At 67.9% G+C, this 22,510-nt stretch carries 20 protein-coding genes and 1 pseudogene; 10 read left to right on the top strand and 11 right to left on the bottom strand.

Features of this window, described 5'->3' with window-relative positions; translation table 11 throughout:
- Positions 1-445 (top strand): annotated as a pseudogene (locus AC1D1S_RS09480) (class I SAM-dependent methyltransferase); the annotation flags it as partial.
- Here the strand turns inward: AC1D1S_RS09480 and AC1D1S_RS09475 are convergent.
- Complete coding sequence (locus AC1D1S_RS09475; protein ID WP_243181984.1) at positions 412-1,284, bottom strand: universal stress protein; 873 nt, start codon at positions 1,282-1,284, stop codon at positions 412-414. The pseudogene AC1D1S_RS09480 and the gene AC1D1S_RS09475 overlap by 34 nt on opposite strands.
- Before the next feature lie 190 nt (positions 1,285-1,474).
- On the opposite strand from AC1D1S_RS09475, the gene AC1D1S_RS09470 reads away from it, so the two are divergent.
- On the top strand, positions 1,475-2,254 hold the full coding sequence (locus AC1D1S_RS09470) for an AMIN-like domain-containing (lipo)protein (protein ID WP_476943918.1): 780 nt from the start codon (positions 1,475-1,477) through the stop codon (positions 2,252-2,254).
- 163 nt (positions 2,255-2,417) lie between these two features.
- On the opposite strand, the gene gabT is transcribed toward AC1D1S_RS09470, so the two are convergent.
- On the bottom strand, positions 2,418-3,782 hold the full coding sequence (gene gabT / locus AC1D1S_RS09465) for a 4-aminobutyrate--2-oxoglutarate transaminase (RefSeq protein WP_476943919.1): 1,365 nt from the start codon (positions 3,780-3,782) through the stop codon (positions 2,418-2,420).
- A gap of 110 nt (positions 3,783-3,892) precedes the next feature.
- Positions 3,893-5,323, bottom strand: coding sequence for a gamma-aminobutyraldehyde dehydrogenase (locus tag AC1D1S_RS09460; protein ID WP_476994298.1), 1,431 nt, complete (start codon positions 5,321-5,323; stop codon positions 3,893-3,895).
- 145 nt (positions 5,324-5,468) lie between these two features.
- Between AC1D1S_RS09460 and AC1D1S_RS09455 the strand changes: the two genes are divergently transcribed.
- The 6 genes from AC1D1S_RS09455 to AC1D1S_RS09430 all read left to right on the top strand — a co-directional run bounded on the left by AC1D1S_RS09455 (position 5,469) and on the right by AC1D1S_RS09430 (position 13,028).
- On the top strand, positions 5,469-6,911 hold the full coding sequence (locus AC1D1S_RS09455; RefSeq protein WP_028276686.1) for a PucR family transcriptional regulator: 1,443 nt from the start codon (positions 5,469-5,471) through the stop codon (positions 6,909-6,911).
- Between the two features lie 137 nt (positions 6,912-7,048).
- The gene (locus tag AC1D1S_RS09450; RefSeq protein ID WP_476994297.1) at positions 7,049-8,341 is read left to right on the top strand and encodes an MFS transporter; all 1,293 of its coding nucleotides are present in this window, start codon (positions 7,049-7,051) and stop codon (positions 8,339-8,341) included.
- Entirely contained in the window at positions 8,338-9,018 is a 681-nt protein-coding gene (locus AC1D1S_RS09445; RefSeq protein WP_476994296.1) for a FadR/GntR family transcriptional regulator, read from the top strand. The genes AC1D1S_RS09450 and AC1D1S_RS09445 overlap by 4 nt, the downstream gene beginning before the upstream one ends.
- A 28-nt stretch (positions 9,019-9,046) precedes the next feature.
- Positions 9,047-9,208 carry a hypothetical protein gene (locus AC1D1S_RS09440; RefSeq protein WP_476994295.1) on the top strand — a complete coding sequence of 54 codons (162 nt, stop codon included), beginning with the start codon at positions 9,047-9,049 and terminating at the stop codon, positions 9,206-9,208.
- Between the two features lie 153 nt (positions 9,209-9,361).
- Complete coding sequence (gene ppk2, locus AC1D1S_RS09435; RefSeq protein ID WP_476994294.1) at positions 9,362-10,231, top strand: polyphosphate kinase 2; 870 nt, start codon at positions 9,362-9,364, stop codon at positions 10,229-10,231.
- A gap of 28 nt (positions 10,232-10,259) precedes the next feature.
- Positions 10,260-13,028: a cation-translocating P-type ATPase gene (locus AC1D1S_RS09430; RefSeq protein ID WP_476994293.1), complete on the top strand. Its 2,769-nt coding sequence runs from the start codon at positions 10,260-10,262 to the stop codon at positions 13,026-13,028.
- Between the two features lie 94 nt (positions 13,029-13,122).
- On the opposite strand, the gene AC1D1S_RS09425 is transcribed toward AC1D1S_RS09430, so the two are convergent.
- Positions 13,123-13,659 carry a hypothetical protein gene (locus tag AC1D1S_RS09425; protein WP_028276681.1) on the bottom strand — a complete coding sequence of 179 codons (537 nt, stop codon included), beginning with the start codon at positions 13,657-13,659 and terminating at the stop codon, positions 13,123-13,125.
- A 259-nt stretch (positions 13,660-13,918) separates the two neighbouring features.
- Between AC1D1S_RS09425 and AC1D1S_RS09420 the strand changes: the two genes are divergently transcribed.
- Positions 13,919-14,758 (top strand): DUF1206 domain-containing protein, encoded by an 840-nt coding sequence (locus tag AC1D1S_RS09420; RefSeq protein ID WP_476994292.1) that lies wholly within the window; start codon positions 13,919-13,921, stop codon positions 14,756-14,758.
- A gap of 111 nt (positions 14,759-14,869) precedes the next feature.
- Positions 14,870-15,451 carry a hypothetical protein gene (locus tag AC1D1S_RS09415; RefSeq protein ID WP_243181978.1) on the top strand — a complete coding sequence of 194 codons (582 nt, stop codon included), beginning with the start codon at positions 14,870-14,872 and terminating at the stop codon, positions 15,449-15,451.
- Positions 15,452-15,470: 19 nt separating this feature from the next.
- Here AC1D1S_RS09415 and AC1D1S_RS09410 read toward each other — a convergent pair whose 3' ends face one another.
- From AC1D1S_RS09410 to AC1D1S_RS09380, 7 genes are all read right to left on the bottom strand, one after another.
- Positions 15,471-16,472: a DNA topoisomerase IB gene (locus AC1D1S_RS09410; RefSeq protein ID WP_243181977.1), complete on the bottom strand. Its 1,002-nt coding sequence runs from the start codon at positions 16,470-16,472 to the stop codon at positions 15,471-15,473.
- A gap of 197 nt (positions 16,473-16,669) precedes the next feature.
- Positions 16,670-18,145: an FAD-dependent oxidoreductase gene (locus AC1D1S_RS09405; RefSeq protein WP_476994291.1), complete on the bottom strand. Its 1,476-nt coding sequence runs from the start codon at positions 18,143-18,145 to the stop codon at positions 16,670-16,672.
- Positions 18,146-18,234: 89 nt separating this feature from the next.
- Positions 18,235-19,521 carry a uroporphyrinogen-III C-methyltransferase gene (cobA, locus tag AC1D1S_RS09400; protein ID WP_476994290.1) on the bottom strand — a complete coding sequence of 429 codons (1,287 nt, stop codon included), beginning with the start codon at positions 19,519-19,521 and terminating at the stop codon, positions 18,235-18,237.
- Positions 19,522-19,644: 123 nt separating this feature from the next.
- Entirely contained in the window at positions 19,645-19,941 is a 297-nt protein-coding gene (locus AC1D1S_RS09395; protein ID WP_223913715.1) for a putative quinol monooxygenase, read from the bottom strand.
- A gap of 198 nt (positions 19,942-20,139) precedes the next feature.
- Positions 20,140-21,078 carry an ABC transporter permease gene (locus tag AC1D1S_RS09390; RefSeq protein WP_243181974.1) on the bottom strand — a complete coding sequence of 313 codons (939 nt, stop codon included), beginning with the start codon at positions 21,076-21,078 and terminating at the stop codon, positions 20,140-20,142.
- Positions 21,068-21,793: an ABC transporter ATP-binding protein gene (locus tag AC1D1S_RS09385; RefSeq protein ID WP_243181973.1), complete on the bottom strand. Its 726-nt coding sequence runs from the start codon at positions 21,791-21,793 to the stop codon at positions 21,068-21,070. Before AC1D1S_RS09385 ends, AC1D1S_RS09390 begins: the two co-directional genes overlap by 11 nt.
- A gap of 44 nt (positions 21,794-21,837) precedes the next feature.
- Positions 21,838-22,510 (bottom strand): ABC transporter substrate-binding protein (locus tag AC1D1S_RS09380; protein WP_476994289.1); only part of this gene is annotated, 673 nt, incomplete at its 5' end.

Genomic DNA, 22,510 nt, shown 5'->3' with positions numbered 1-22,510 from the left:
GGCCGCGGCGGCTGCGCTGGCGGGCGAACTCGGCGACGCCAACGTCTTTGTCCGCGGCGTGCTCCATGTCCTCAGCCGGCGTCGGCAGGCACGCCTCGCAGGCTCCATCGAAGCGCTCCTGGGCACCCGGGGCAGGATCTACCTCGTCGAAACGAACGTGCCGGGCAGCGCCCTGAGCTACCTGCGGGAACTCGGCGCCACCGGCAGGCGGATCCCGGGACCGCTCCGCCAGGCCATTGCCTCGTTGCCGAAACCGGGCCACTTCGGTGCCGGGCAACGCTCCCGCGTGTTTCCCCCGGACCGCTGGACCCTCATCGCGGAGGGACCCACCGTCCTGAAGACGGTGCCGATGGAGGCCGGTGGACCGCCCGGCAGCATTCCCGCGTACTGGGCGGTCCTGGCCCCGGCGCCTCAGACCTCCGGGAAGGCATCCACCCGCTGGTAGTCGCGCGGGACCACCACCATCGGAACCGGAAGCGCCCGCAGCACCTTGAAAGCCGTGCTGCCAATGAACAGTTTGTGCTTCTCCGCCAGGCGGGAGGACCCGACGATCATGACCTCGCCGTCGTCCCATTCCAGGTCATCGATCGCTTCCTCGATCGTGCGGCCGTGCGCGACCTCCACGCTGACATGGTGGCCCTCCGGCAGACGGTGCGCGGCGGCAGCGAGGACGGTGTTGGCGTGGATGTGGGCGGCGTTGACGTTCTCCCCGCCGTCCCCCTCGACGTCCAGTTCCACGAGGGAAACCAGCCGAAGCGGCACGCCACGGCGCTCGGCGGATTCGATCGCGACGTCGATCGCCGCCTCCGCTCCGACGCGCTGGCCCACCGCGAGGGTCAGACGCGTGATGGCTTCGGTCTGGCGGTAGCCGCGCGGCGCCAGTGCCACCGGTACCGGGGCAGCGTGCAGCAGGGCGTTGGCCACGTTGCCCACGGTATGGCGCTTGAACAGGCCGCTGCTGGCGGCACCCACCACGATCAAGCCGGCCCTGAACTCGAGTGCGGCCTCGATGAGGCCGGCCGCGAACGATTCTGCCTGGCGGACATGGAAGTGCGCCTCCAGCCCCTCGGGGACCAGTTCCATTCCCTGGCGTTCCGCTGAGCGGATCTGCTGCTCCGCGGCGCTGACCTGGTTTCCTTCCGGATTCATCGCCACATAGGGCGTGTGCCGATCCACCACATAGACCAGGTCGAGATGCGCTCCCTGCGCGCGGGCCATGGCTGAGGCCAAGGCAACGGCGTCCGCACCACGTTCGGTGGGTGTATAGCCGACTACGTATCGCATGTATGAACCCCTTTGGGTCTGGGGCAGATGCCAGCTGCGCCCCGGGGGTTCCGGGCGACGTCGGCCGGTCTGCGTTCCTGCAGTGGATAGGAACGACTCTAGTCCAGCGGMACGTCAAAAGGTGGTGACTTATTACCCTGACCAGCACAATCTTCCGGACCTACGCTGGAATGGTCGAGGGGAGCGCACCATGGACGCCATTCGCAACGGACGGACGCGGACGCGGACCGCGGGAGTGGGAACCCTGACGCTCCTGCTGGTCCTGACCGCCTGCACGCCGGCCCCGCAGCCCTCCGCCGGCAGCCAGCCGCCGTCGCAGTCCCCGACCGCCTCCGTCGGCCCGACCGCCAGCCCGTCGCCGTCGGCAACCGGGGATGCCGACGAAACGGCGCCGCCGCAACCAGGCGACAAGGTGATCTCCTCCACGGTCACCCACGACTGGTCCGTGCCGGGGCCAACCACCCCGTTCCACACGGACCACAAGAACCCTGTGCCGATCGCGCCCCCGCCGGCGGCACCGCTGCCGACGCTGTCCGCCATCGGCGCGGGCCAGCACCCCTCCGACGCGCCGCCGTACGACCAGTTGAGCTTCCGCTTCACCGGTGGCTTCCCCAGCTACGACGTCGAAACGGTCCCCGAACTCGTCGACGACGGCAGCGGCCTGCCCATCCCGATGCCCGGCACGGGAACCCTCCTCGAGGTGACCTTCCGCGGGGCCCAGTCGCACACCGCGGACGGCACGGCCAGCACCGTGACCAGTGCGCCGCCGCCGGCAATCGGATACCAGGCGCTCACCAGCTACGCGCCGGCCGGGGACTTCGAAGGCGTGCTGAGCTACGGGATCGGCGTCGGCCGTCCGATGGGCACGATTCCGGAGACGAAGGTGCGGGTCACTGAGGTGGAGAAGATCGAGCAGGGCCAGCACTTGTACGTGGTGGCGATCCAGCTGGACGCGACCGCCTGGAAGTAGGACCGGACGCAGGACCGGATGCAGGGCCGAACAAAGCCAAGCCGGAAACAGCGGAGGAGCCACGGACAAGGTGTCCGCGGCTCCTCCGCTGTGTCGCCCGTTTTCGGGTAGCGCCGGCTCGCCGGGAAAGGATCGCCTTCCCGGCAGCTCACTGGGCCTTGGGCTAGGCGTTGGCCTTGATGGCCGCGGCCAGGACTCCGAGGCCGTCCAGCAGCAGCTCGTCGCTGATCACCAGCGGGGGCAGCAGCCGGATGACGTTGCCGTAGGTGCCGCAGGTGAGGATGATGACACCCTCCTTGAGGCAGGCTGCAGCGACGGCCTTGGTCAGCTCCGGGTTCGGCTCCTTGGAACCGGCCTGGACGAGTTCAATGGCCAGCATGGCGCCGCGGCCGCGGACGTCACCGATCACTGAACTGTCAGCAAGCTCGGCGGCGAGTTCGCGCAGCTTGCCGAGGGCGATCTCTTCAATGTGCTTGGCGCGGCCGTTGAGGTCGTACTGCTCCATCGAGCCGATCGACGCCAGCGCTGCTGCGCACGCCACCGGGTTGCCGCCGTAGGTGCCGCCGAGGCCGCCCGGGTGGACGGCGTCGAGGAGATCGGCGCGGCCCGTGATGGCGGAGAGCGGCATGCCGCCGGCGATGCCCTTGGCCATGGTGATGATGTCCGGGACAACACCTTCGTGGTTCACGGCGAACCATTCACCGGTGCGGCAGAAGCCGGACTGGACCTCATCGGCGATGAACACGATGCCCTTGGCCTTGGCCCAGTCCGCCAGCGCGGGCAGGAACCCGTCGGCGGGGACAATGAAGCCGCCTTCGCCCTGGATGGGTTCGATGATGATCGCGGCAACCTGCTCGCCGCCGATCTGCTTCTCGATCATGGTGATGGCGCGCTTGGCGGCCTCGGCACCGGTGATCTCCGGGTTTTCCTCGCGGAACGGGTAGCTCATCGGCATGCGGTAGACCTCGGGCGCGAACGGGCCGAAGTTGGTCTTGTACGGCATGGCCTTGGCGGTCAGCGCCATGGTCAGGTTGGTGCGGCCGTGGTAGGCGTGGTCGAATGCGACGACGGCGTCCCGGCCGGTGGCCAGGCGGGCCACCTTGACGGCGTTTTCGACGGCCTCCGCGCCGGAGTTGAACAGCACCGTGCGCTTTTCGTGGTCGCCCGGGGTGAGGCGGTTCAGCTGCTCGGCAACGGCGACATAGCCCTCGTACGGCGTGACCATGAAGCAGGTGTGGGTGAAGTGCTCCACGGCTTCCTTCACGGCGCCGACGACGGCGGGGTCCGAGGCGCCGACGCTCGTCACGGCGATGCCGGAGCCGAGGTCAATGAAGGAGTTGCCGTCGACGTCGTGGATGATGCCGCCGTCGGCGTCGGCCACGAAGACCGGGACGCTGGACGCGACGCCGGCCGCGACGACCGCCTTGCGGCGCTCGGTCAAGGCAACGGACTTGGGGCCCGGGAAGTCGGCCTGGACGCGGCGCTTCTGCTCGAGCCGGTAGGTGATGTCATGTGCGGTGGTGGTCATGGGAAGGCCTTCCTAAGCGTGCGGTTGAGGCGCGCGAGTTATGCGTCAGGTTGAGTTATGCGGATCCGCGTTTATGCGTCTGCGTTATGCGCCTGCGTTATGCGCCTGCGTTATGCGTCCAACGCAGACATGACGTGCTTGATGCGGGTGTAGTCCTCCACGCCGTACATGGACAGGTCCTTGCCGTAGCCGGACTGCTTGAAGCCACCGTGCGGCATTTCGGCGGTGAGGAGAATGTGGGTGTTGATCCAGACTGCGCCGAAATCGAGGTCGCGGCTCAGGCGCATGGCKGTTCCGTGGTTCGTCGTCCAGACGCTCGAGGCCAGGGCGTACTCGACGTCGTTGGCCAGTTCCACGGCCTCGTCCTCGGTGCTGAACTTCTGCACCGTGATGACCGGGCCGAACGTTTCCTTCTGGACGATGTCATCGGTCTGCTTGGCGCCGGTGACGATGGTGGGTTCGAAGAAGAAGCCCTTCTCGCCCGCACGGTGGCCGCCGGTCTCGATCTTGCAGTTCGCCGGCAGGTGCTCGACGACGGAGGTGACCGCGTTGAAGTGGTTGACGTTGTTCAGCGGGCCGAAGTAGTTGTCTTCKTCGTTCTGCGAGCCGGTGTGCAGGGTCTTGGTGTGCTCCACCATGGCGGCAACGACGTCGTCGTGCACCGAATCCTGGACGAGGACGCGCGTAATGGCCGTGCAGTCCTGGCCGGCGTTGAAGAAGGCGAACTCGGCGATCGCCGCGGCGCTCTTCTTGATGTCGGCGTCGGCGAACACAATGGCCGGGGCCTTCCCGCCGAGTTCCAGGTGGGCGCGCTTGAGTCCCTTGGCGGCACCAGAGGCGACAGCGATGCCGGCGCGGACGGAACCGGTGATGGAGACCAGGCCGGGGACCTTGTGCTCGACCATCATGGCGCCGGTTTCGCCGGTGCCCAGGACAACGTTCAGGACGCCGGCCGGGAAGATCTCACCGGCGAGCCGGGCCAGCACCAGGGTGGATTCGGGGGTGGTGTCCGAGGGCTTGAGGACCACGGTGTTGCCGGCGGCCAGGGCGGGTCCGATCTTCCAGATGGCCATGAGGAACGGGTAGTTCCAGGGGGCCACCTGCGCAACGACGCCGATCGGCTCGCGCCGCACGTAGGAGGTGTGGCCTTCGAAGTACTCGCCGGCGGACTTGCCTTCCATGATGCGGGCGGCGCCTGCGAAGAAGCGCAGCTGGTCGGCGCCCGCGGCCACTTCCTCGGAGGCGATCAGGGAGCGGACCTGGCCGGTGTTGCGGTGCTGGGCCTCCACGAGCTCGTCACTGTTGGCCTCGACGGCATCCGCGAGCTTGAGCAGCATGAGCTGCCGCTGCCCGGGCGTGGTGTGCTTCCAGGTCTTGAACGCGTTCTTGGCTGCCGTCATGGCGGCGTCGACGTCGGCCTGTACCGAGATCGGCGCCTGCGCCACCACGTCGCCGTTGGCGGGGTTCACGATGGGCAGCAATCCTGTGCCGGCGGGGGTGACGAACTCGCCGTTGATGAAGTTCTGCAAGGTTTGAACCACGGTGTACAACCTCTTTCTACTGCCAATGACGGATGTGTGACTGGTCACGAGCCTATGCCAGCAGGCCAAGGCAGGGAATAGGCACCTGCACACCATCCCCGCAGAACTTTAGTGCGCTTGACCAGCACCCGGCTATCCTGAATCCATGGCCATTTCACTCGCAGCCCTACTGGGAGTTCCGTCCCTGCATCTCACCAAGGCCGGACTCGCCGAAACCACCTGGCACCAGGACATTCTTTGGGTGGCCGTCACCGAACAGGAGGATCCGCAGCGGTTCCTCAATGGCGGCGAACTGATCCTGACGACCGGGATGCGGCTCAAGAGTGCCGCGGAGCAGCGCCGGTTCGTGCGTCAGGTCCAGCGGGCGGGCGCGGTGGGCATCGGGTTCGGGGTGGGCCTGACGCACGACGCCGTTCCGCCGGCCCTGATCGCCGAAGCCAACCGGTGGGGGCTGCCGGTGGTGGAAGTGCCCTACGAGACACCGTTCATCGCGATCGGAAAGCTCGTGGCCGACGCCCAGTCCGCGGACCACCTGGTCAAGCTTGAGCGGCTCATCGCCGGGCACCAGATCCTGGCCCGCGCCCTGCTGACCGGCGGCGGCCTCGCCGAGCTCCTGAAACACCTGGGGTCGATGCTGCGCACCGAGATCGTCCTGACCCAGTTCACCGCCCAGCTGTACAACAGCGTTGCCGGCCACCCGGCGCCCAAGGCCGAGGGCTGGGCGTCCTATCCCATCCCCACGGGACGGCGCGACGCCTGCACCCTGTGGGTGAAGCAGCCGTTCGAGGACACGGGCATCGTGGGCTACGCCCAAAACCTGATCAGCGTTGAGCTCAACAACATGGTCAAGCAACGGCAGGCGCAGCGGGCGCTGGCGGGCCAGGTCCTCGACGACGTTATCCACGGGACGCTGGAGGCGTCCGAAGCCACCCGGCGCCTGGCCGGCGTCGGCATCAACAGCACCCGCAAGAACGTGGTCCTGCTCGCCGAATCGGCCGCCCACCAGAAACAGCTGGGAAGCTCGTCGCTGCCCCAGCCGCTGGCTGCGGCGGTCGGCTCCGTCGTCGGGAAGGACCTCGTGGTGGTGGTGGCCGACGACGGCAGCGGCGCGAGCGCCCTTGCCCGCAGCCTCAGCGACCACCTCGCCGAGGCCGGGATCCATGCCACGATCGGCATAGGCGGGGCGTACACCAAGCCCAACGGCCTGCGCTGGAGCTATTTCGAGGCCCGCGACGCGGCCAGCCACGGGCTGCCGGTCAACGAGCCCGAGCGGCTGAGCCTGACCTCGCTGCTGCTGGCCAGCGAGGACGTTCCGCTGGCGGACATGGCCAGCGAATCACTGAACCCGCTGCGGGCCTTCGACGCGGCGCACGGCGCCGAACTCATGGCCACGCTGGAAAGCTACCTCGGCAACAACGGTTCGGTGGCGGCCGTCGCCGAGGAACTGACGCTACACCGCAATACTGTCCGCTACCGGCTGGCGCAGATCACCGAACTCACCGGATATGACCCCGCGCAGACAGCGGACCGGGTGCAGCTCTGGCTCGCGCTGGCAGTGCAGCGGCTCAGCGCCCGGCACCCGCGCTGACCCGCAGCCCCGCAACCGACCACCGCCGCACCGACCAGCGCCACACACCAGCCGCAACTCAAGCAACGCGGGGTCACATGCAGAGATATTCGCCACTAAAGGCTGAGTCACAAACATCAAACGTCTAACCTTTAGCTATGACTAGCAGCACGGCGGTTTCCGCACTTTCCCAGACAGCTCCACCCGGCGCGGTCCGCCCGCGGGGCGTGATCGTCGCCGGCGTCGTGGCGCTCGTGCTCATCGGGCTCAACCTGCGCGCCGGCATCACCGGCGCCGCCGCGCTTTTCCACGACCTGCAGGCTGTCCTGGGCTACGGCCCGCTGATCGCAGCGCTGCTCCCCTCGATCCCCACGCTGTGCTTCGCGGTGGCCGGCGCTGCCACGTCCTGGCTCACCCGGCAGCTGGGGCTGGAAAAAGCCATCCTGCTCTCCCTCGTGATGCTGGCCGCCGGGCTGCTGCTCCGCGGCGTCCCGTCCACCGGGATGCTGCTGGCCGGCACCGTGGCGGGGATGTCCGGGCTGGCCATCTGCAACGTGGCCATGCCCTCTTTCATCCGCGTGCACTTCGCGGACCGCACGTCCCTCATGACCGCCGTCTACACGCTGACCATGACCACAGGCGCCACCGCCACCGCCGTGCTGATCGTTCCGGTGGCCCAGGCCCTGGGCTCGCCGTCGGCGGGCGTCGGCGCGATCGGATTCCTGGCCCTGGGGGCGTGCCTCGGCTTCCTCCCGATCGCGGTGCACGCCCACCGCAACGCGTCCGCGACCAAGGCTGCCCGGGTCTCGCCATGGCCCCTGCTGCGGACCCGCACGGGCGCCCTGATCACCCTCGGCTTCACGGTGCAGGCGCTCCTGGCCTATGCCGTGCTCAGCTGGTTCCCCTACATGCTGGCCACCATGGGCCTCACCGCCTCCGACAGCGGGCTCATGTTCGGACTCATGCAGCTCGTCTCCGTCCCCGCCGGCATGGTGCTGGTGGCCATCGGTTCACGCCCCCGGATGCTGCGGACGGCGTTCTACCTTGCCACCGTGACCATGGCCCTGGGCATCCTGGCCATGCTGGTCCTCCCCCCTGCCTGGTCTCCCCTGACCGCTGTGCTGGTGGGCTTCGGCCTCGGCATCTTCCCGCTGGTCATGGTGATGATCAGCCGCAGCGGCCGCAGCACGGCCGAGACCACCGCGCTGTCCACCGTGGCCCAGTCCGCCGGGTATCTGTTGGCGACGCTCGGCCCGTTCGGCATGGGCCTGTTGCACAGCGCCACCAATTCCTGGACGCTGCCGTTGGCCCTGCTGCTGGCCGTGGCCCTCGGCCAGATCGCGGTTGGCCACCTGCTCTCGGCCGGCCCGAAGGAGCTGCGGGCCAAGGAACTGCCAGCCAAAAAGCTGCGGGCCACCGCCCCGCACCCCTCGGAAGGAACCCGGCCATGACACTCACAGCTTCGCACCGGCCACCGCTGGCGGAGGAAATCACTGCCAAGCTGCGGGCCCTGATCCACTCGGGCGAGTGGCCGCTGCAGCAGCGCATTCCGGCCGAACCTGAGCTGATGGCCGCCTTTGGGGTCTCCCGTGGCACCCTGCGTGAGGCCATCAAAGCGCTGGCCCACAGCGGAATGCTCGAGGTCCGCCGCGGGGACGGCACGTATGTCCGCGCCACGAGCGAGATCGCAGGCGCCACGCAGCGCATGTATGAGGACCACTCCCAGGAGCACATCCTCGAGGTCCGGGTCGGGCTGGACACCCAGGCGGCCCGGCTCGCTGCACGGCATGCGACGGCCGGCGACCTCACCGCCCTGCGCGGTTTGCTCACCGCCCGCCGTGCCGCCTGGCTCGCCGAGGACTACGCCGCGTGGGCCCGGGCAGACTGGGACTTCCATGCGCGCGTGGCCGAGGCGTCCGCCAACCCGCTGCTGCATGAGCTGTATGTCAGTTTCGGCAGCGTATTCCACAACGACCTGCTCCGCCAGCAGCGTCGGGGAGGCTTCAACGGCCTGCCGCACGAGGGCCACGACGAACTCGTGGCCGCGATTGCCGCCCGCGACGAGGCGGCCGCCGTCGAAAGCGTCACCCGGAACCTGAATTCCTGCGCGGAATGGCTCCAGGAGTAACCCAAGACTTTCCCAAGGTGCGCGGAAGATGCTCTGTCTCAGTGGCGGCCGCCACCCGCGCACCGGCCTCGCGGCCAGGCGGGTTTCCGTCATCATCGGCGTCAGCGCCGAGTCCGGACCGCCGGCCCCTGCGCCCAGCAGCGGGGGCCGGCTCGGCCGAGAGACACCCGGTTCCACCGGCGCCCATTAGGGTCTTAGTGCCGTAGACCGGACTCCAGCCGCGGTCAACACTAAGAATGGCAGGACGCCGCACGAGGGTGCCCGCGACAAGTGCAGCTGCGCCCCAGTCCCGGGCCGGGGTGCCGGTCTCGTTGGATGACAGTCTCGCCGGTGTCGCAGTGTTGTGGTTTACCTCAGCAAGTACGTCGCGAGGAGGTCGATGGTGGGCAAGAAGAAGAAAAAGTCCAAGGGCTCCGACACAGAGGACGAGCGCGCCGGGAAGAAGATGCCGCGTAAGAAGTACGAAGCGGAGATGGAGGTCCTGCAGGGTGAACTGGTCGCCATGCAGGAGTGGGTGAAGGCCACCGGAGCCAAMATCTGCATCGTCTTCGAAGGCCGCGACACGGCCGGCAAGGGCGGCACGATCAAACGCATCGTCGAGCGGGTGAGCCCCCGGGTATTCCGCGTGGTCGCGCTCCCCACACCGACCGAGCGGGAGAAGTCGCAGATGTACCTCCAGCGCTACATGTCGCACTTCCCGGCGGCGGGCGAGGTGGTCATCTTCGATCGCAGCTGGTACAACCGTGCGGGCGTCGAACGGGTGATGGGTTTCTGCACCCCGGAACAGACCCAGAGGTTCCTCGACATGACCCCGATGGTGGAGAAGGCGATGGTCGACTCCGGGATCATCCTGCTCAAGTACTGGCTCGAGGTCAGTGCGGACGAGCAGACCAGGCGGCTCGAGAGCCGCATGGATGATCCGCGCAAGACCTGGAAACTCTCTCCGATGGACCTGAAGTCCTACAAACGGTGGTACGACTACTCCCGGGCCCGGGACGCCATGTTCGAGGCGACCGACACCGCCTGGGCGCCGTGGTACATCGCGCACAATGACATCAAGAAGCGCGGCCGGCTCAACGTCATCAGCCATATTCTCAGCCAGGTGCCCTACGAGCCGTACCCGGGGCTCGACGTCGAGCTCCCCAAGCGCCAGAAGGCCGGCGATTACACCGAGCCGGCACTGTCCGTGCGGCACATCCCCACCCCGTTCTAAGCAGCGCCCCGGCGATGAGGAGGAAGTCATGAGCGACGATCCCGGAGCAGTAGCTGGGGTGGCCCCGGCGGAGGCTGACGCGAGCTGGTACGCGCTGGCACCGGCTGAAGTGGCGGCCGAGCTGAAGGTGGATCCAGTTGGCGGGTTAAGCACGGGAGAGGCGCAGCAGCGGCTGCRGGAGTACGGCCCGAACGCCCTGGCCGCCGCTAAGCAGGAGCCGGTATGGAAACGGTTCTTCAAGCACTATCAGGACTACATGCAGATCGTCCTTGTGGTCGCCGCCCTGGTCAGCTTGCTGATCGCGGAATACGGAACCGCTATTGGGCTTGCCCTGCTGACGCTGTTCAACGCGTGGCTGGGGTACCACCAGGAGGGCAAGGCCGAAGAAGCCGCTGCCTCCCTGGGGGAGATGATGAAGGCTATGGCCAAGGTGCGCCGCGACGGTGACGTTGTGGAGCTCCCCGCCGAACAGATCGTCCCCGGCGACATCGTGGTGGTCGATGCCGGTGACCGCGTCCCCGCCGACGGCCGGATCATCCTGGCGGCAACCCTCCAGATCGAGGAGGGCGCCCTGACCGGGGAGAGCGTCGCCGTCGAGAAGGACACCGAGACCATCGGCCGGCACGACGTCGGCATCGGCGACCGCCTGAACATGGCATTCATGAACACGAACGTGACGCGGGGCCACGGCGAAATCCTCGTCACCACCACCGGCATGGGCTCGGAGGTCGGCCACATCGCCCACATGCTGTCCGGGCAGAAAGTGGAGAAGACCCCGCTCACCAAGCAGGTCGACCGGCTCACCATCTTCATCATTGTCGCGGCCCTCTTCGCGTTTATCGCCATCGTCGTGATGGGCCTGGCCTCCGGCGAGTCCTTCGCGGTGCTCTTCGGAATCGGTGTGGCGCTGGCAGTCGGCTCCATCCCGGATGCGCTGCCCGCCGTCGTCACCACCATCCTGTCGGTCGGGTCGGTCAATATGGCCAAGAAGAACGCCATCATGAAGGTCCTCCCTGCGGTCGAGACCCTGGGCTCCACCTCGGCCATCAACTCGGACAAGACCGGCACCCTGACCCTGAACCAGATGACGGTCCGCGAGATCACCACAGTGCAGCACCACTACACCGTCAGCGGTGAGGGCTACAGTTTCGACGGCCAGATCCAACGGACCACCGGGGACGCCGAACGGGACCTGGACTACGTGATGTTCTCCTGCGCGTTGTGCAACGACTCCGATATCAACGACGGCGAGGTGGTCGGGGACCCCACCGAGGCGGCGCTCTACGTGCTCGCGCAGAAAGGCGGCGTGGACGTCAGGGAATTCCGCCGGAACAACCCGCGCGTGGCGTCGGTACCGTTCGATTCCGACTACAAGTTCATGGCCACATTCCACCGGATGCCGGGGGACGATGGCAGGCCCGTGATCCGGGCCTACGTGAAGGGGGCACCCGACGTCCTCCTGAGCAGGTCCTCGTTCGGCCGGATGCCGGGCGGCCACGCCGAGCGCCTCACCGACGAAATGCGGGGCAAGGTGCTTGCCGAGAACGATCGCATCGCCAGCCAGGGCAGGCGGGTGCTCGCCCTGGCGCAGCGCGAGTTCGACCCGGCGACGTTCCAGCCTTCGGGCGACCTGATGGCGCTGATGCAGGATCTGGAGATTTCGGCGCTGATCGGCGAGGTTGACCCGCCGCGCGCCGAGGCGGTGGCCGCCATCGCCAAGGCAAAGCACGCCGGCATCCGGGTCCGGATGATCACCGGCGACCACGCCGTCACCGCTGCGGCGATCGCCGACGAACTGGGCATCAGGGGCCGCGCGGTGACCGGGGCCGAGTTCGCGGCGATGAGCGACGCGGAGGCCGACAGCCAGGTGGACGGGATCGGCGTGATCGCCCGTGTCGCCCCCGAACACAAGGTACGGCTGGTCGAGGTGCTCAAGCGCAAGGGCAACATCGTGGCCATGACCGGCGACGGCGTGAACGACGCGCCGGCCATCGCGGCCGCCGACATCGGGATCGCGATGGGCATCACCGGCACCGACGTCGCCAAGGGTGCGGCCAAGATGATCCTGGCCGACGACAACTTTGCCACCATCGTCGCGGCGGTCGAAGAGGGCCGGCTCGTGTACGACAACCTGCAGAAGTTCATCCGGATCCAGGTTGCCAACCTGTTCATGTTCATTCTGGCGTTCATCGGATCCTCGGCCTTCGCCATAGCCGGCACGGCCCTGCTCAGCCCCGCCCAGGTGCTGTGGATCCACATGGCGATCGTCGCCCCGATTGGGGCCGTGATGGGCCTGGATCTCGCGACGCCGGGCATCATGGACCGCAAACCGCGGCCCTTCAACCAGCCGATCCTCGTCCGGTCGATGATGGTCCGCCTGTTCGTCGTCGGGCTTTTCATGGCGGCCGCGACGCTGGTCCTCGTGCAGATCGGCAAGACCACCTACGGTTCACTGGAGGTCGGCCAGACCATGGCCGTGGTGGGGCTGGGGCTGATGAACATCTTCGTGGCGCTCAATCTGCGTTACCCGACCGAGAGCGCCTTCGGGCCCGCCACGGTGTCCAACCCGAAGCTGCTCTGGGCGTTCGCGTGGGCCGTCCTCGGGTCGATGCTGATCACCCAGATGAAGGTGATGCAGGACCTGTTCGGCACGCTGCCGCTTACCGGCCAGCAGTGGCTTCTCTGCCTGGTGCCGGGCGTGGTGCTGCTGTTCCTCGGTGAAATCTTCAAGATCATCCTGCGGGCCCGGCAATCGAAGGGCCGGGCCGCAGTCTCGGCTCCCCCCGTTCCGGCGTGAGAGTGCTGTTCCGGCGAGAGTGCGACTGCCACTGTTGAGGGCCGGAACGCGATGTTCCGGCCCTCAACAGTGGCGCATACCGGCTGTGCCAGGGCTAGCGGACGAGGCCCTTCAGGACGTTTTTGGGCCGCTGCATCTCGCCGTGCTTGGCGCCGAGCACGACCACCCAGCCGGCGAATACGGGGATGGTCCACTGCAGTATCTTCAGCTGCTGCTGCGCGGAACGGAGTTCCTCGGAGGCACCCGGCTTCGGCTCGGTGGCACCCTTGGCGCCCTCGGCGGCCAGCTTGTCCACCTTGGCTCCCTGCAGGCCCGCGTACAGGGTCACAGCGGCTCCGGCGAGGGTGACGACGGACTTGTAGACGCTCAGGCGCGTGACGCCGTCCTGCTTGGCCATCCGGCCCTTGTTCTCCCACATGATGGCGAGGCCCGAAAGAAAATGCGCCCCAAACGCCGCCGTCTGGTACGGCGCCCACTTCTTCCAGCCCAGGCTTGAGAGGCGGGTACGTTCCGCAGGGTCCTTGGCAACAGCCGTAGCACCGTTGAGCCCAATGGCGCCCATCAGGGAACCGCCGAACCAGGCGGCTGCCGTCAGGTCGTGAATGGATCGGGCAACAAGATTACCTGCCATGTTGAGCTTCCTATCATCTGTCTTCGAATCCGAATCGCGGGGGCAGCAAGGCTGCCGGTCCGCGGCATGTCCACGAGCGGGGCCATGACTCGGCTATGGTAAGCACACTTACCAAAAACGCGGTAGTCCACGCGGCTGCCACTTCGCCGCGCGTAGAATCGGCGGCATAGGCACACCGCCGCAGGCACGACACGGCACACCGGCGCAACACCGGCACAACACCRTTCCACCGGACCAGACGAGGAATACCCGCATCACCATGGCAGAAGAAGAGTCCGGGATCGAAGCCACCCTCGGCGACGCCGTCGACACCGCGGAGGCGGCGTCGAACAGCACCGCGCTCGACGTCGTCGCACGTTCCGGATTCGCGGTGATGGCACTGCTTCATATCGTGATCGGGGCCATCGCCGTCGCCCTGGTCCTGGGCGCGCCGGGCCAGGCCGAACCCACCGGCGCCATCGAACAACTCGCCGCCAACCCCTGGGGTCCGGCGGTGATGTGGGCGGCCTGCATCGCCTGCGCGGGCCTCGCGCTCTGGCAGCTGAGCGAGGCGACGCTCCGGGGCCGCCACCTGCCGCGCCGGGAGCAGCTGGGCAAACTCATTTCCTCCGGTTTCCTCGCCATAGCGTACGGGAGCGTCGGGCTGAGCTTCGCGGGCTTCGGGCTCGGCCAGCGCGGCGATTCGGGCGACTCGACCCGGGATTTCAGCACGGCCCTGATCCAGTCACCGCTGGGGGTTCCGGCCCTTGTCGGCCTCGGGCTCACCATCATGGGAATCGGCGTGTATTTCATCGTCAAGGGCTTCGGGAAGAAGTTCAAGGAGGAACTGCAGCACTTCGAGGGGACCCGCCGCGGCAGGGTCATCAGCGCCCTTGGCGTCACCGGGCACGTCTCGAAAGGGCTGGCGCTGATCCTGACCGGGCTGCTCTTCGTCGTGGCCGCGGCGACCAACAATCCCGGTTCCTCCACCGGCCTGGACGGCAGCCTCAAGGCGCTCCGGGACCACCCCTTCGGCCCATACCTGCTCCTGGCGATCGGGGCGGGCTTCATTGCCTACGGCGTGTTCGCGCTGGTCCGGGCGCGCTTCGGCCGGATGTAGCCGCCGCCCCGGATGGGGATTTCCTTGTTGGCATCCGCCCGCGGGACTATCGTGGAGCTACCCCGGGCCGGGCTGGGAGGGCCACCGCGGCAGGTCTCGCAGAGGTATGGCATGAGCTACGTTCCGGTGAGCAGGCGCACCCTCCGACGGCACCGTGAATCTGAGCGGTCCACGCGGCGGCTTGTGGCCGGCCTGTCCGCCGCGGCCGCCGCGGCCTGGCTGCTCTCGGTCACGTTGTCCACCGCGGTCCATGTCGACACCTATGTCCACCATATCGCCGTCGTGCTGCACGTGCTGTCGATGGTCGTGGCCTTTGGCGCCGTCGTCCTGATGGACTGGCACGGCTTCCTGTGGCTGATCGGCAGACGCGACCTGGCCGAAACCATCAGGCTCGACGGCGCGGCGACACCGCTGATCTGGGGCGGTCTGGCCGGCATGCTGGCCACGGGCGCGTTCCTGAACCCGCACCTGAGCAACCCGATGACGGACCTCAAGCTCGCCGCCGTCCTTGTGCTCAGCCTGAACGGGATAATGCTCATTCCGCTCATGAGGCGGCTGGCCAGGCTGACGCCCGACGCCTCGTTCAGGGACCTGACCGCCGGCCAACGGGTCCATCTGCTGCTGTGCCTGGTGATCTCGCAGCTGTGCTGGTGGACGGCGATTGTCATCGGGTTCATTAACGCCGAGTTCTGAGGTGCCGCCGGGCCGCGCCCTAGCCGGCGGCCTTCCGCAGCGGCACCACGTCGCCTTCCTGGTACAGCAGGGCGCGGATCTCGGACTCGGCGGAATCCAGCCGCCTCGGGTCGATAGTTTCCCCGGCCGCGAAGTGGTCCAGCAGCCGGGGATCCACGTAGCTTTTCCGGGCGATCGACGGTGTGTTGCCCAGGACCGCGGCCGCGTCCTGCATGGCCTGGCTCACCGCGCTCTTCCGGGCAGAGACCTTCGCCTGGGGGCCGCTCTGCGCCAGGCTGACCGCTGCCGCCGCCGTCCCCCGCAGGGTGCGGAAATCCTTTGCGGTGAAGTCCTCCCCCGTGCGCTCCTTGACGTACTCGTTGATGTCCGCGCTCGACACCGGATGCCAGCTGCGGCCGTCCTTGTAGGCCAGCAGGCGGGCGTTGCCGCCGCGGCGCTTGAGCTGGCGCACGACGGCGGCGAGGTCGGCGTCGTCAATCCGCGACTCCCAGGTCTTGCCGCTCTTGGCCGGGAAGCTGAGCCGGAGTTCATCCTTGCGCACCTTGACGTGGGCGCAGAGCAGGGTGGCGAGGCCGTGGCTGCCGTTTTCGTTGGTGTAGCGCTCCGAGCCGACGCGCAATGATCCGCTGTCGAGCATCCGAAAGGCGGCCGCCAGCACCCGTTCCCGCGTCAGCCCTTCGGAGCGCAGGTCCATGGTCACCAGGCGGCGTGCGGCCGGCAGGGTCTCAGCCAGCTGGAGCGAACGGTCGAACTTCAGCCGGTCCTTCCGTTCCCGCCAGCTCGGATGGTAGATGTACTGCCGGCGGCCCACCGCGTCGACGCCCGTGGCCTGGATATGCCCGTTGTCGTACGGGGCAATCCAGACGTCGGTCCAGGCCGGCGGGATCCCGATGCCCTCGAGCCGTTCCCGCACGGGGCCCGGCGGCAGGGTGGAACCGTCCAGGTCCTTGTAACTGAACCCAGTCCCTGCGGGGACCCTGCGGTATCCGCGGCCGGACGCGTTGCTGTGGCGGAGCCTCATTGGCCGGCCCCGGGCGAGTGTTCATCCATGACGGTAAGCCTACTGACTACCACCCGGGTTTCCACGCCCTTGGAGGCCATGAAAACGACGCGGGGCCACTTCGCGACCCTCTTCTTGTCTCGAATGGGCGCGAAGCGGCGCCGCCTTGCTCTGTGTTGCTCTGCGTCGTTGCTCTGCGTCGTTGCTCTGCGTCGAGGCTAGACCTCGACGGCGGCGCCGCGGGAGATCTCCACCATGTCCTCGCGGGGCACCACCTTGATGCGCTCGCGCTGGACGGCGACGCCGTGCGACCCGCCGGCAGCGGTGGCCTTTTCACCGAGGGCGCGCTCGTGCTCGTCCAGGGCCAGCCAGCCTTCCCAGCTCGTGTACGCGACGCCGCGGCCCGCCAGGAGCTCGACGATCGCCTCGGGGGCGGGCGCCGCGGCCAGCGGCAGGTTTTCGCGGTCCTCAAGCAGGTAGGTCACGGTTTCGAGGGCGTCACCCTTGGTGTGGCCGATCAGTCCCACCGGGCCGCGCTTGATCCAGCCTGTCGCGTAGATCCCCGGCACGTGGGTGCCGGCGGCGTCCAGGACCCGGCCGCCGTCGTTCGGGACGACTCCCTTGCTGTGGTCGAACTCGACCTCGGGGAGGGCGGAGCCGAAATAGCCGATGGCGCGGTACACGGCCTGGACCGGGTACTCGACAAACTCGCCCGTGCCGCGGGCGTTGCCGGTGCCGTCCAGTTCGGTGCGCTCGAACTTGATCCCGGCGACGCGGCCGGGCGCGTCGGCGCCGTCTGTGGTTTCTGCGTAGATCTCGACGGGGCTGTGCAGGAAGTGCAGGTGCAGCCGGCGGGACGCGGTGAGCTCGGAGAGGTCCTCGGGCTGTTCGGCGATCCAGTTGGTGAGCGTGCCCACCATGGTCTTGGTCTGGTTGTTGCTCTGGATCTGCCGGTCCGATTCGGCGTCGAACTCGAAGTCCTCGGCGTAGAGGATGATGTCCACGTCCTTGGAGTGGGAGAGTTCGCGCAGTTCCAGGGGCGTGAACTTGACCTGGGCGGGTCCGCGCCGGCCGAACACGTGCACGTCCGTGACCGGCGAGGACTTCAGCCCGGCGTAGACGTTGTCCGGGATTTCGGAGACCAGGAGGTCGTCGGCGTGCTTGGAGAGCATGCGGGCCACGTCGAGGGCCACGTTGCCGTTGCCGATCACGGCGATTTCCTTGGCCTCCAGCGGCCATTCGCGGGACACGTCGGGGTGCCCGTCGTACCAGGACACGAAGTCGGCGCCGCCGTAGGAGCCCTCGAGCTCGATGCCGGGGATGTTGAGGTCCGCATCCTTGATGGCGCCGGTGGCGAAGATGACGGCGTCGTAGTGGGTGCGGAGGTCATCGATGGACAAGTCCGTGCCGTAGTCCACGTTGCCGAAGAACCGGATGTCACCGCGGTCCAGGACCTTGTGCAGGGCGTTGACGATGCCCTTGATGCGGGGGTGGTCGGGGGCCACGCCGTAGCGGATCAGACCGTAGGGTGCCGGGTAGCGGTCGAAGAGGTCGATGCTGACGGTGAGCTCGCCGCTCTTGACGGCCTCGCTTTTGGTCAGGATGTCCGCGGCGTAGACGCCGGCGGGACCGGAGCCGACGACGGCGACGCGCAGCGGGCGGGCGGCGGTTCCTACGGGGGTGCTAGTTGACACGGCTGTGTTCCTTTTTTCTTCTGCATCCGTTGCTCCACAAACGCCCTTTTGGGGCTTGATAACGGCAGTTGTGGAGCAATCGACGGGTGTTAGGGGGTCAGTACGCGGGTCTTGGTGGTGCGGGGAGCGTTCGGGGAGGTGGTGCTGTAGTCCGCGGTCTTGAAGTGCGACGGCGCGAACGGGCTGACGCGGACCACGTCGCCGATCACGATCACGGCGGGATTCGCTACGCCTGCGGCCTCCGCCTGGTCCGCGATGGTCCCGAGGGTTCCGATGGTCACCCGCTGGTTTGGCAGGTATCCATTCTCTACGATGCCAACAGGCGTCTGAAGAGGCAAACCGGCGCGGCCCAGGGAGGCTGCGGAATCGCGCAGCTGGCCCACACCCATGAGCAGGATCACAGTGTGGTCGGCACGGGCCGGCACTTCCGAGAGTTCCTCATGGCCGGTGACCACACTGAAGCCTTTGGCCAGCCCGCGGTGCGTGACCGGGATGCCGGCGGCGGCGGGCACGGAAATCGCCGACGTGACGCCGGAAACCACTTCGACCTCGACGCCGTGCTGCCGGCAGAATTCGGCTTCCTCGCCGCCGCGGCCCAGCACGTAGGGGTCGCCGCCCTTGAGCCGGACCACGCGGTGGCCCTGCAGGGCTTCCTCGACCAGGATCCGGTTGATTTCGGACTGCGGCACCGGGTGGTGGCCGGGGGTCTTGCCGACCTCCACCACGCGGACGTCGGGGGCCAGTTCGGCCAGGAGTTCACGCGGGCCGAGCCGGTCCGCCACCACGACGTCGGCCTGGCCAAGGAGCCGGCGGCCGCGGACGGTGATGAGTCCGGTGTCGCCGGGACCGCCGCCCACGAGGGCCACGGATCCGGGAGTTGCCCACGTGCCGGGAACCCGGTGCCGGCGCAGCGGCAGGTCTCCGGTGGCCAGGGCCGTGGCGACGGCGTCGCGCAGGGCCATGGCGCGGCGCGGGTCTCCGCCGGCGTTGACGGCGATCTTGACGTCGTCCACCACGGCRACGGCGGGCGTCCAGGCGGCGGAGGCTTCGTGGTCGGAGGCGTTGACGCACCAGATGCGCTGCGCCTCGGCGTCGGCGGAGACCTGGGCGTCCACGGCGGCGTCGCCGGTGGCGGTCTGGACGAACCACACGCCGTCGACGTCGGACGCACGGTACGGGCGGGGCTCCCAGTTCAGGAGGCCGGCGCCGGCAAGTTCGGCGAGCGCCGGGCAGGCGGCCGGGGCCACGACGGTGACGCGGGCTCCGGCGTCGAGCAGCCCCTTGGTGCGCCGGGCGGCCACCGGTCCGGCGCCGACCACCAGCACGGGACGGCCGAGGAGGCGCAGCGCCGTGGGGTAAATGTCCTGAATTGCCATGCATCGACGATAGGGCGGCGTCACATAGCGGAACAACGGTGCGGCAACACCAGTTCACGCAAGGTAACGCCGCGTCACATAATGGCAATCGCCGCTCCTGATCTGCGGCGGCCGGGGGCACCCCTATTTCACGGCGATGAGTTCGATCAGCTTGATGTCGGGATCCTTGGCGAGCAGGGCCGGACCGTGTTCGCCGAGGGCGGCGGGGATGGCGCCGCTGAGGTGGGCCTGACGGTCCTCCTCGGTATCGAAGGTGTCGAAGATACCGAAGGTGTTCTCGTTGACCCGGAAGGCATACCAGGTGCGCGTTCCGGGCTCGTTGAGCACGATTTCGCGCCCTCCGTTCAGGAAGTCCCAGACGTCCTGTTCCTTCCCCGCTTTGGCTTCGACCAGGGCCAGCACGCCAAATTTTGCTGCCACAGCGACCTCCTAGGAATCGGGCTTGCATCAGCCGTGGAAGGGGCCGCAATCCGGCCTCTAGGCGTGAGTGTAGGCCCGTGCCTGTACCCGGGCAAGGAGCCATCGAAAAAGGAACGCGGGGTTACTTACGGCCCATAAACCAATGGAAATATGGGCCGTAAGTAACCGCGCGTTGCTTTGGAGGGGCTGGGGGCTGGCCTAGCGGGTGCTGCCGGCCAGGAGGCCGCGGCGGCGGAGCAGCCGCTTTTCAACCGGCGCGAACACGAGCAGCTCGATCAGGATTCCGACGGCGAGGATCAGCAGGATGGCGGACATGACGATGGTCATGTCGGACAGGACGCGGCCCTGGTCCAGCATGGAGCCCAGACCGAAGCCGATGGTGCCGCCGACGGCGATGATTTCCGCCGCCATGAGCGAGCGCCAGGAGAACGCCCAGCCCTGCTTGAGGCCGCCGAGGTACCCGGGCAGGGCCGCCGGCAGGATGATCTGCAGGGCCAGCTGGAGACGGGACGCACCCAGGACCTTCCCGACGCTGCGGTACTGCGGCGGAATCTGGTCCACACCGGAGATCAGGCCGTTGATGATCGAGGGAATCGCACCCATGAACACCACGAAATACACGGTGGCATCCGTGATCCCAAACCAGAGAATAGCGGCCGGCACCCAGGCCACCGACGGCAGGACCTGCAGCCCGGAGATCAGCGGCCCGAAAGCGCGCCGCAGCGGTGCCACCTGGGCCAGCACCAGACCCACCGGCGTCGCGATCACCACGCTGATCAGGAAGCCCACGACGCCGCGCTGCAGCGAGGTCCAGACGGCCTCTTGAAGCTTGCCCTCGCCCCACAGGATTCCGACCTGGCCGATGACATCCAGGGGGCCGGGCACGACGTCGCGCCGCTTGAAGCCGAGGGAGACGTACAACTGCCAGAGGATGATCAGCACCGCGAGCGCGGCCACCGGCAGCAGGATCCGGCTCCAGTCGATGCGGACCTTGCGGATGGAGTCAGACTGCAGGGAGTCGAGGCCCGCTTCGAGCTCGCGGAGATCTTCCTTGCCGGTGGAGGAACGGGTCAGGGCGGCGTGGACCTTGCGGGCCTCGGCCGGTGCTTCCGCCACGGGAAGCTGGTTACTTGGCATGGCGGCGGATCTCCTCGCGTAGCCGGGTGGTGATTTCGCCGGTGAGCTGGCCGGCCAGCCCGGCGTCGGTGCGGTGCTCTTCGCTGACGTGCCATTCCCGCACCACGCGGCCGGGCCGGGAGGAGAGCAGCAGGACTCGCTGGCCAAGCCGGACGGCCTCGCGGACGTTGTGGGTGACAAAGACGATGGTCCGGCCGGTTTCCTTCCAGATCCGTTCCAGCTCGTCATGGAGCAGGTCCCGCGTAATCGCGTCCAGGGCCGCGAACGGCTCGTCCATGAGCAGCAGTTGGCGGTCCTGGGCCAGCGACCGGGCCAGGGAGACGCGCTGGCGCATCCCGCCGGAGAGTTCGTGGGGCCGTTTGTCCCCCGCACCGCCCAGGTGCACCAGGTCCAGCAGCTCCCCCGCCCGGACCCGGCGGTCGGATTTCCCGACGCCGCGCAGCTTTAGGGCCAGCTCGATGTTCTCCCGCGCGGTCAGCCAGGGAAACAGTGCCGCGTCCTGGAACATGAAGGCGGCGCCGTCGCTGGGCACTTCCAGGGCGCCCGACGTCGGGGCCTCCAGTCCCGCCATGATGTTGAGCAGGGTGGACTTGCCGCAGCCGGAGGCACCGAGCAGGGCGACGAACTCGCCCTGCCCGATGGTGGCGTTGACGTCGTCCAGCACCGGGGCGCCGGCGCCGAAGCGCTTGCCCAGGTGTTCCAGTACGACTGGCATGGTCTGGTCCTTACTGTTGTGGCGGATGTCTGGGGGCCCGGGCGCTAGTCCTTGCCGAGCCCCTCGGCGGAGATCTTCTTGCCGGCCGCACTCTCGCTCAGAACGCTGTTGAGCGCCGTGAGGTCGAAGATGCCGTTGATGTCGGCCTGCTTGGTGGTGCCGGCGTCGACGCCGTCCTGGAGCAGTTTCCTGTACGTCCCTGCGAGCGGGTCGGTGGTGAAKACGATGTTCTTCAGGGACCGGTCGATGACGTCGGCCGGCAACGCCTTGCCGGCGGCTGCCTTGAGTCCGTCGTTGAGGACGGTGGCTTTCTCCGCGGCGGGCGCCGCGTTGAGCCAGTCCACGGATTCGACATGGCCCTTCAGCAGCGCCTGCACCGTGGCAGGGTGCTCGGCCGCGAACGTCTTGTTCACGATCAGGACGGTGGTGACGAACTCGCCCTTCTCCCACAGGTCCTTCTCGTCGACCAGGACCTTTGCGCCGGCCTGGAGCACCAGGCGGGAGGCCCAGGGCTCCGGCAGCCAGGCGCCGTCGAGCTTGCCGTCCTGGAACAGCTTGAGGGTCTGGGCGTTCTCGGTCGGGTTGATCGAGACGTCGCCGCTGCCGTCCGTGGAGGTCTTGAACCCCTGCTTGCCGAGCCAGGCGCGGAGGGCCACGTCCTGGGTGCCGCCGAGCTGCGGCGACGCGAGCGTCTTGCCCTTGAGGTCGGCCGCCGAG

The organism is Arthrobacter sp. P1_A5, assembly GCF_056406825.1.
Note: the sequence above shows the minus strand (reverse complement) of the source record. Positions and strands in the feature narration are given on the sequence as shown.

Coding starts and splice junctions, on each gene's coding strand:
- AC1D1S_RS09445 (WP_476994296.1), top strand. CDS start 8,338: ATGACACTCACAGCTTCGCACCGGCCACCGCTGGCGGAGGAAATCACT.
- AC1D1S_RS09475 (WP_243181984.1), bottom strand. CDS start 1,284: ATGCGATACGTAGTCGGCTATACACCCACCGAACGTGGTGCGGACGCC.
- AC1D1S_RS09420 (WP_476994292.1), top strand. CDS start 13,919: ATGGCAGAAGAAGAGTCCGGGATCGAAGCCACCCTCGGCGACGCCGTC.
- AC1D1S_RS09455 (WP_028276686.1), top strand. CDS start 5,469: ATGGCCATTTCACTCGCAGCCCTACTGGGAGTTCCGTCCCTGCATCTC.
- AC1D1S_RS09390 (WP_243181974.1), bottom strand. CDS start 21,078: ATGCCAAGTAACCAGCTTCCCGTGGCGGAAGCACCGGCCGAGGCCCGC.
- AC1D1S_RS09450 (WP_476994297.1), top strand. CDS start 7,049: ATGACTAGCAGCACGGCGGTTTCCGCACTTTCCCAGACAGCTCCACCC.
- AC1D1S_RS09410 (WP_243181977.1), bottom strand. CDS start 16,472: ATGAGGCTCCGCCACAGCAACGCGTCCGGCCGCGGATACCGCAGGGTC.
- AC1D1S_RS09425 (WP_028276681.1), bottom strand. CDS start 13,659: ATGGCAGGTAATCTTGTTGCCCGATCCATTCACGACCTGACGGCAGCC.
- AC1D1S_RS09470 (WP_476943918.1), top strand. CDS start 1,475: ATGGACGCCATTCGCAACGGACGGACGCGGACGCGGACCGCGGGAGTG.
- AC1D1S_RS09415 (WP_243181978.1), top strand. CDS start 14,870: ATGAGCTACGTTCCGGTGAGCAGGCGCACCCTCCGACGGCACCGTGAA.
- AC1D1S_RS09385 (WP_243181973.1), bottom strand. CDS start 21,793: ATGCCAGTCGTACTGGAACACCTGGGCAAGCGCTTCGGCGCCGGCGCC.
- AC1D1S_RS09440 (WP_476994295.1), top strand. CDS start 9,047: ATGCTCTGTCTCAGTGGCGGCCGCCACCCGCGCACCGGCCTCGCGGCC.
- gabT (WP_476943919.1), bottom strand. CDS start 3,782: ATGACCACCACCGCACATGACATCACCTACCGGCTCGAGCAGAAGCGC.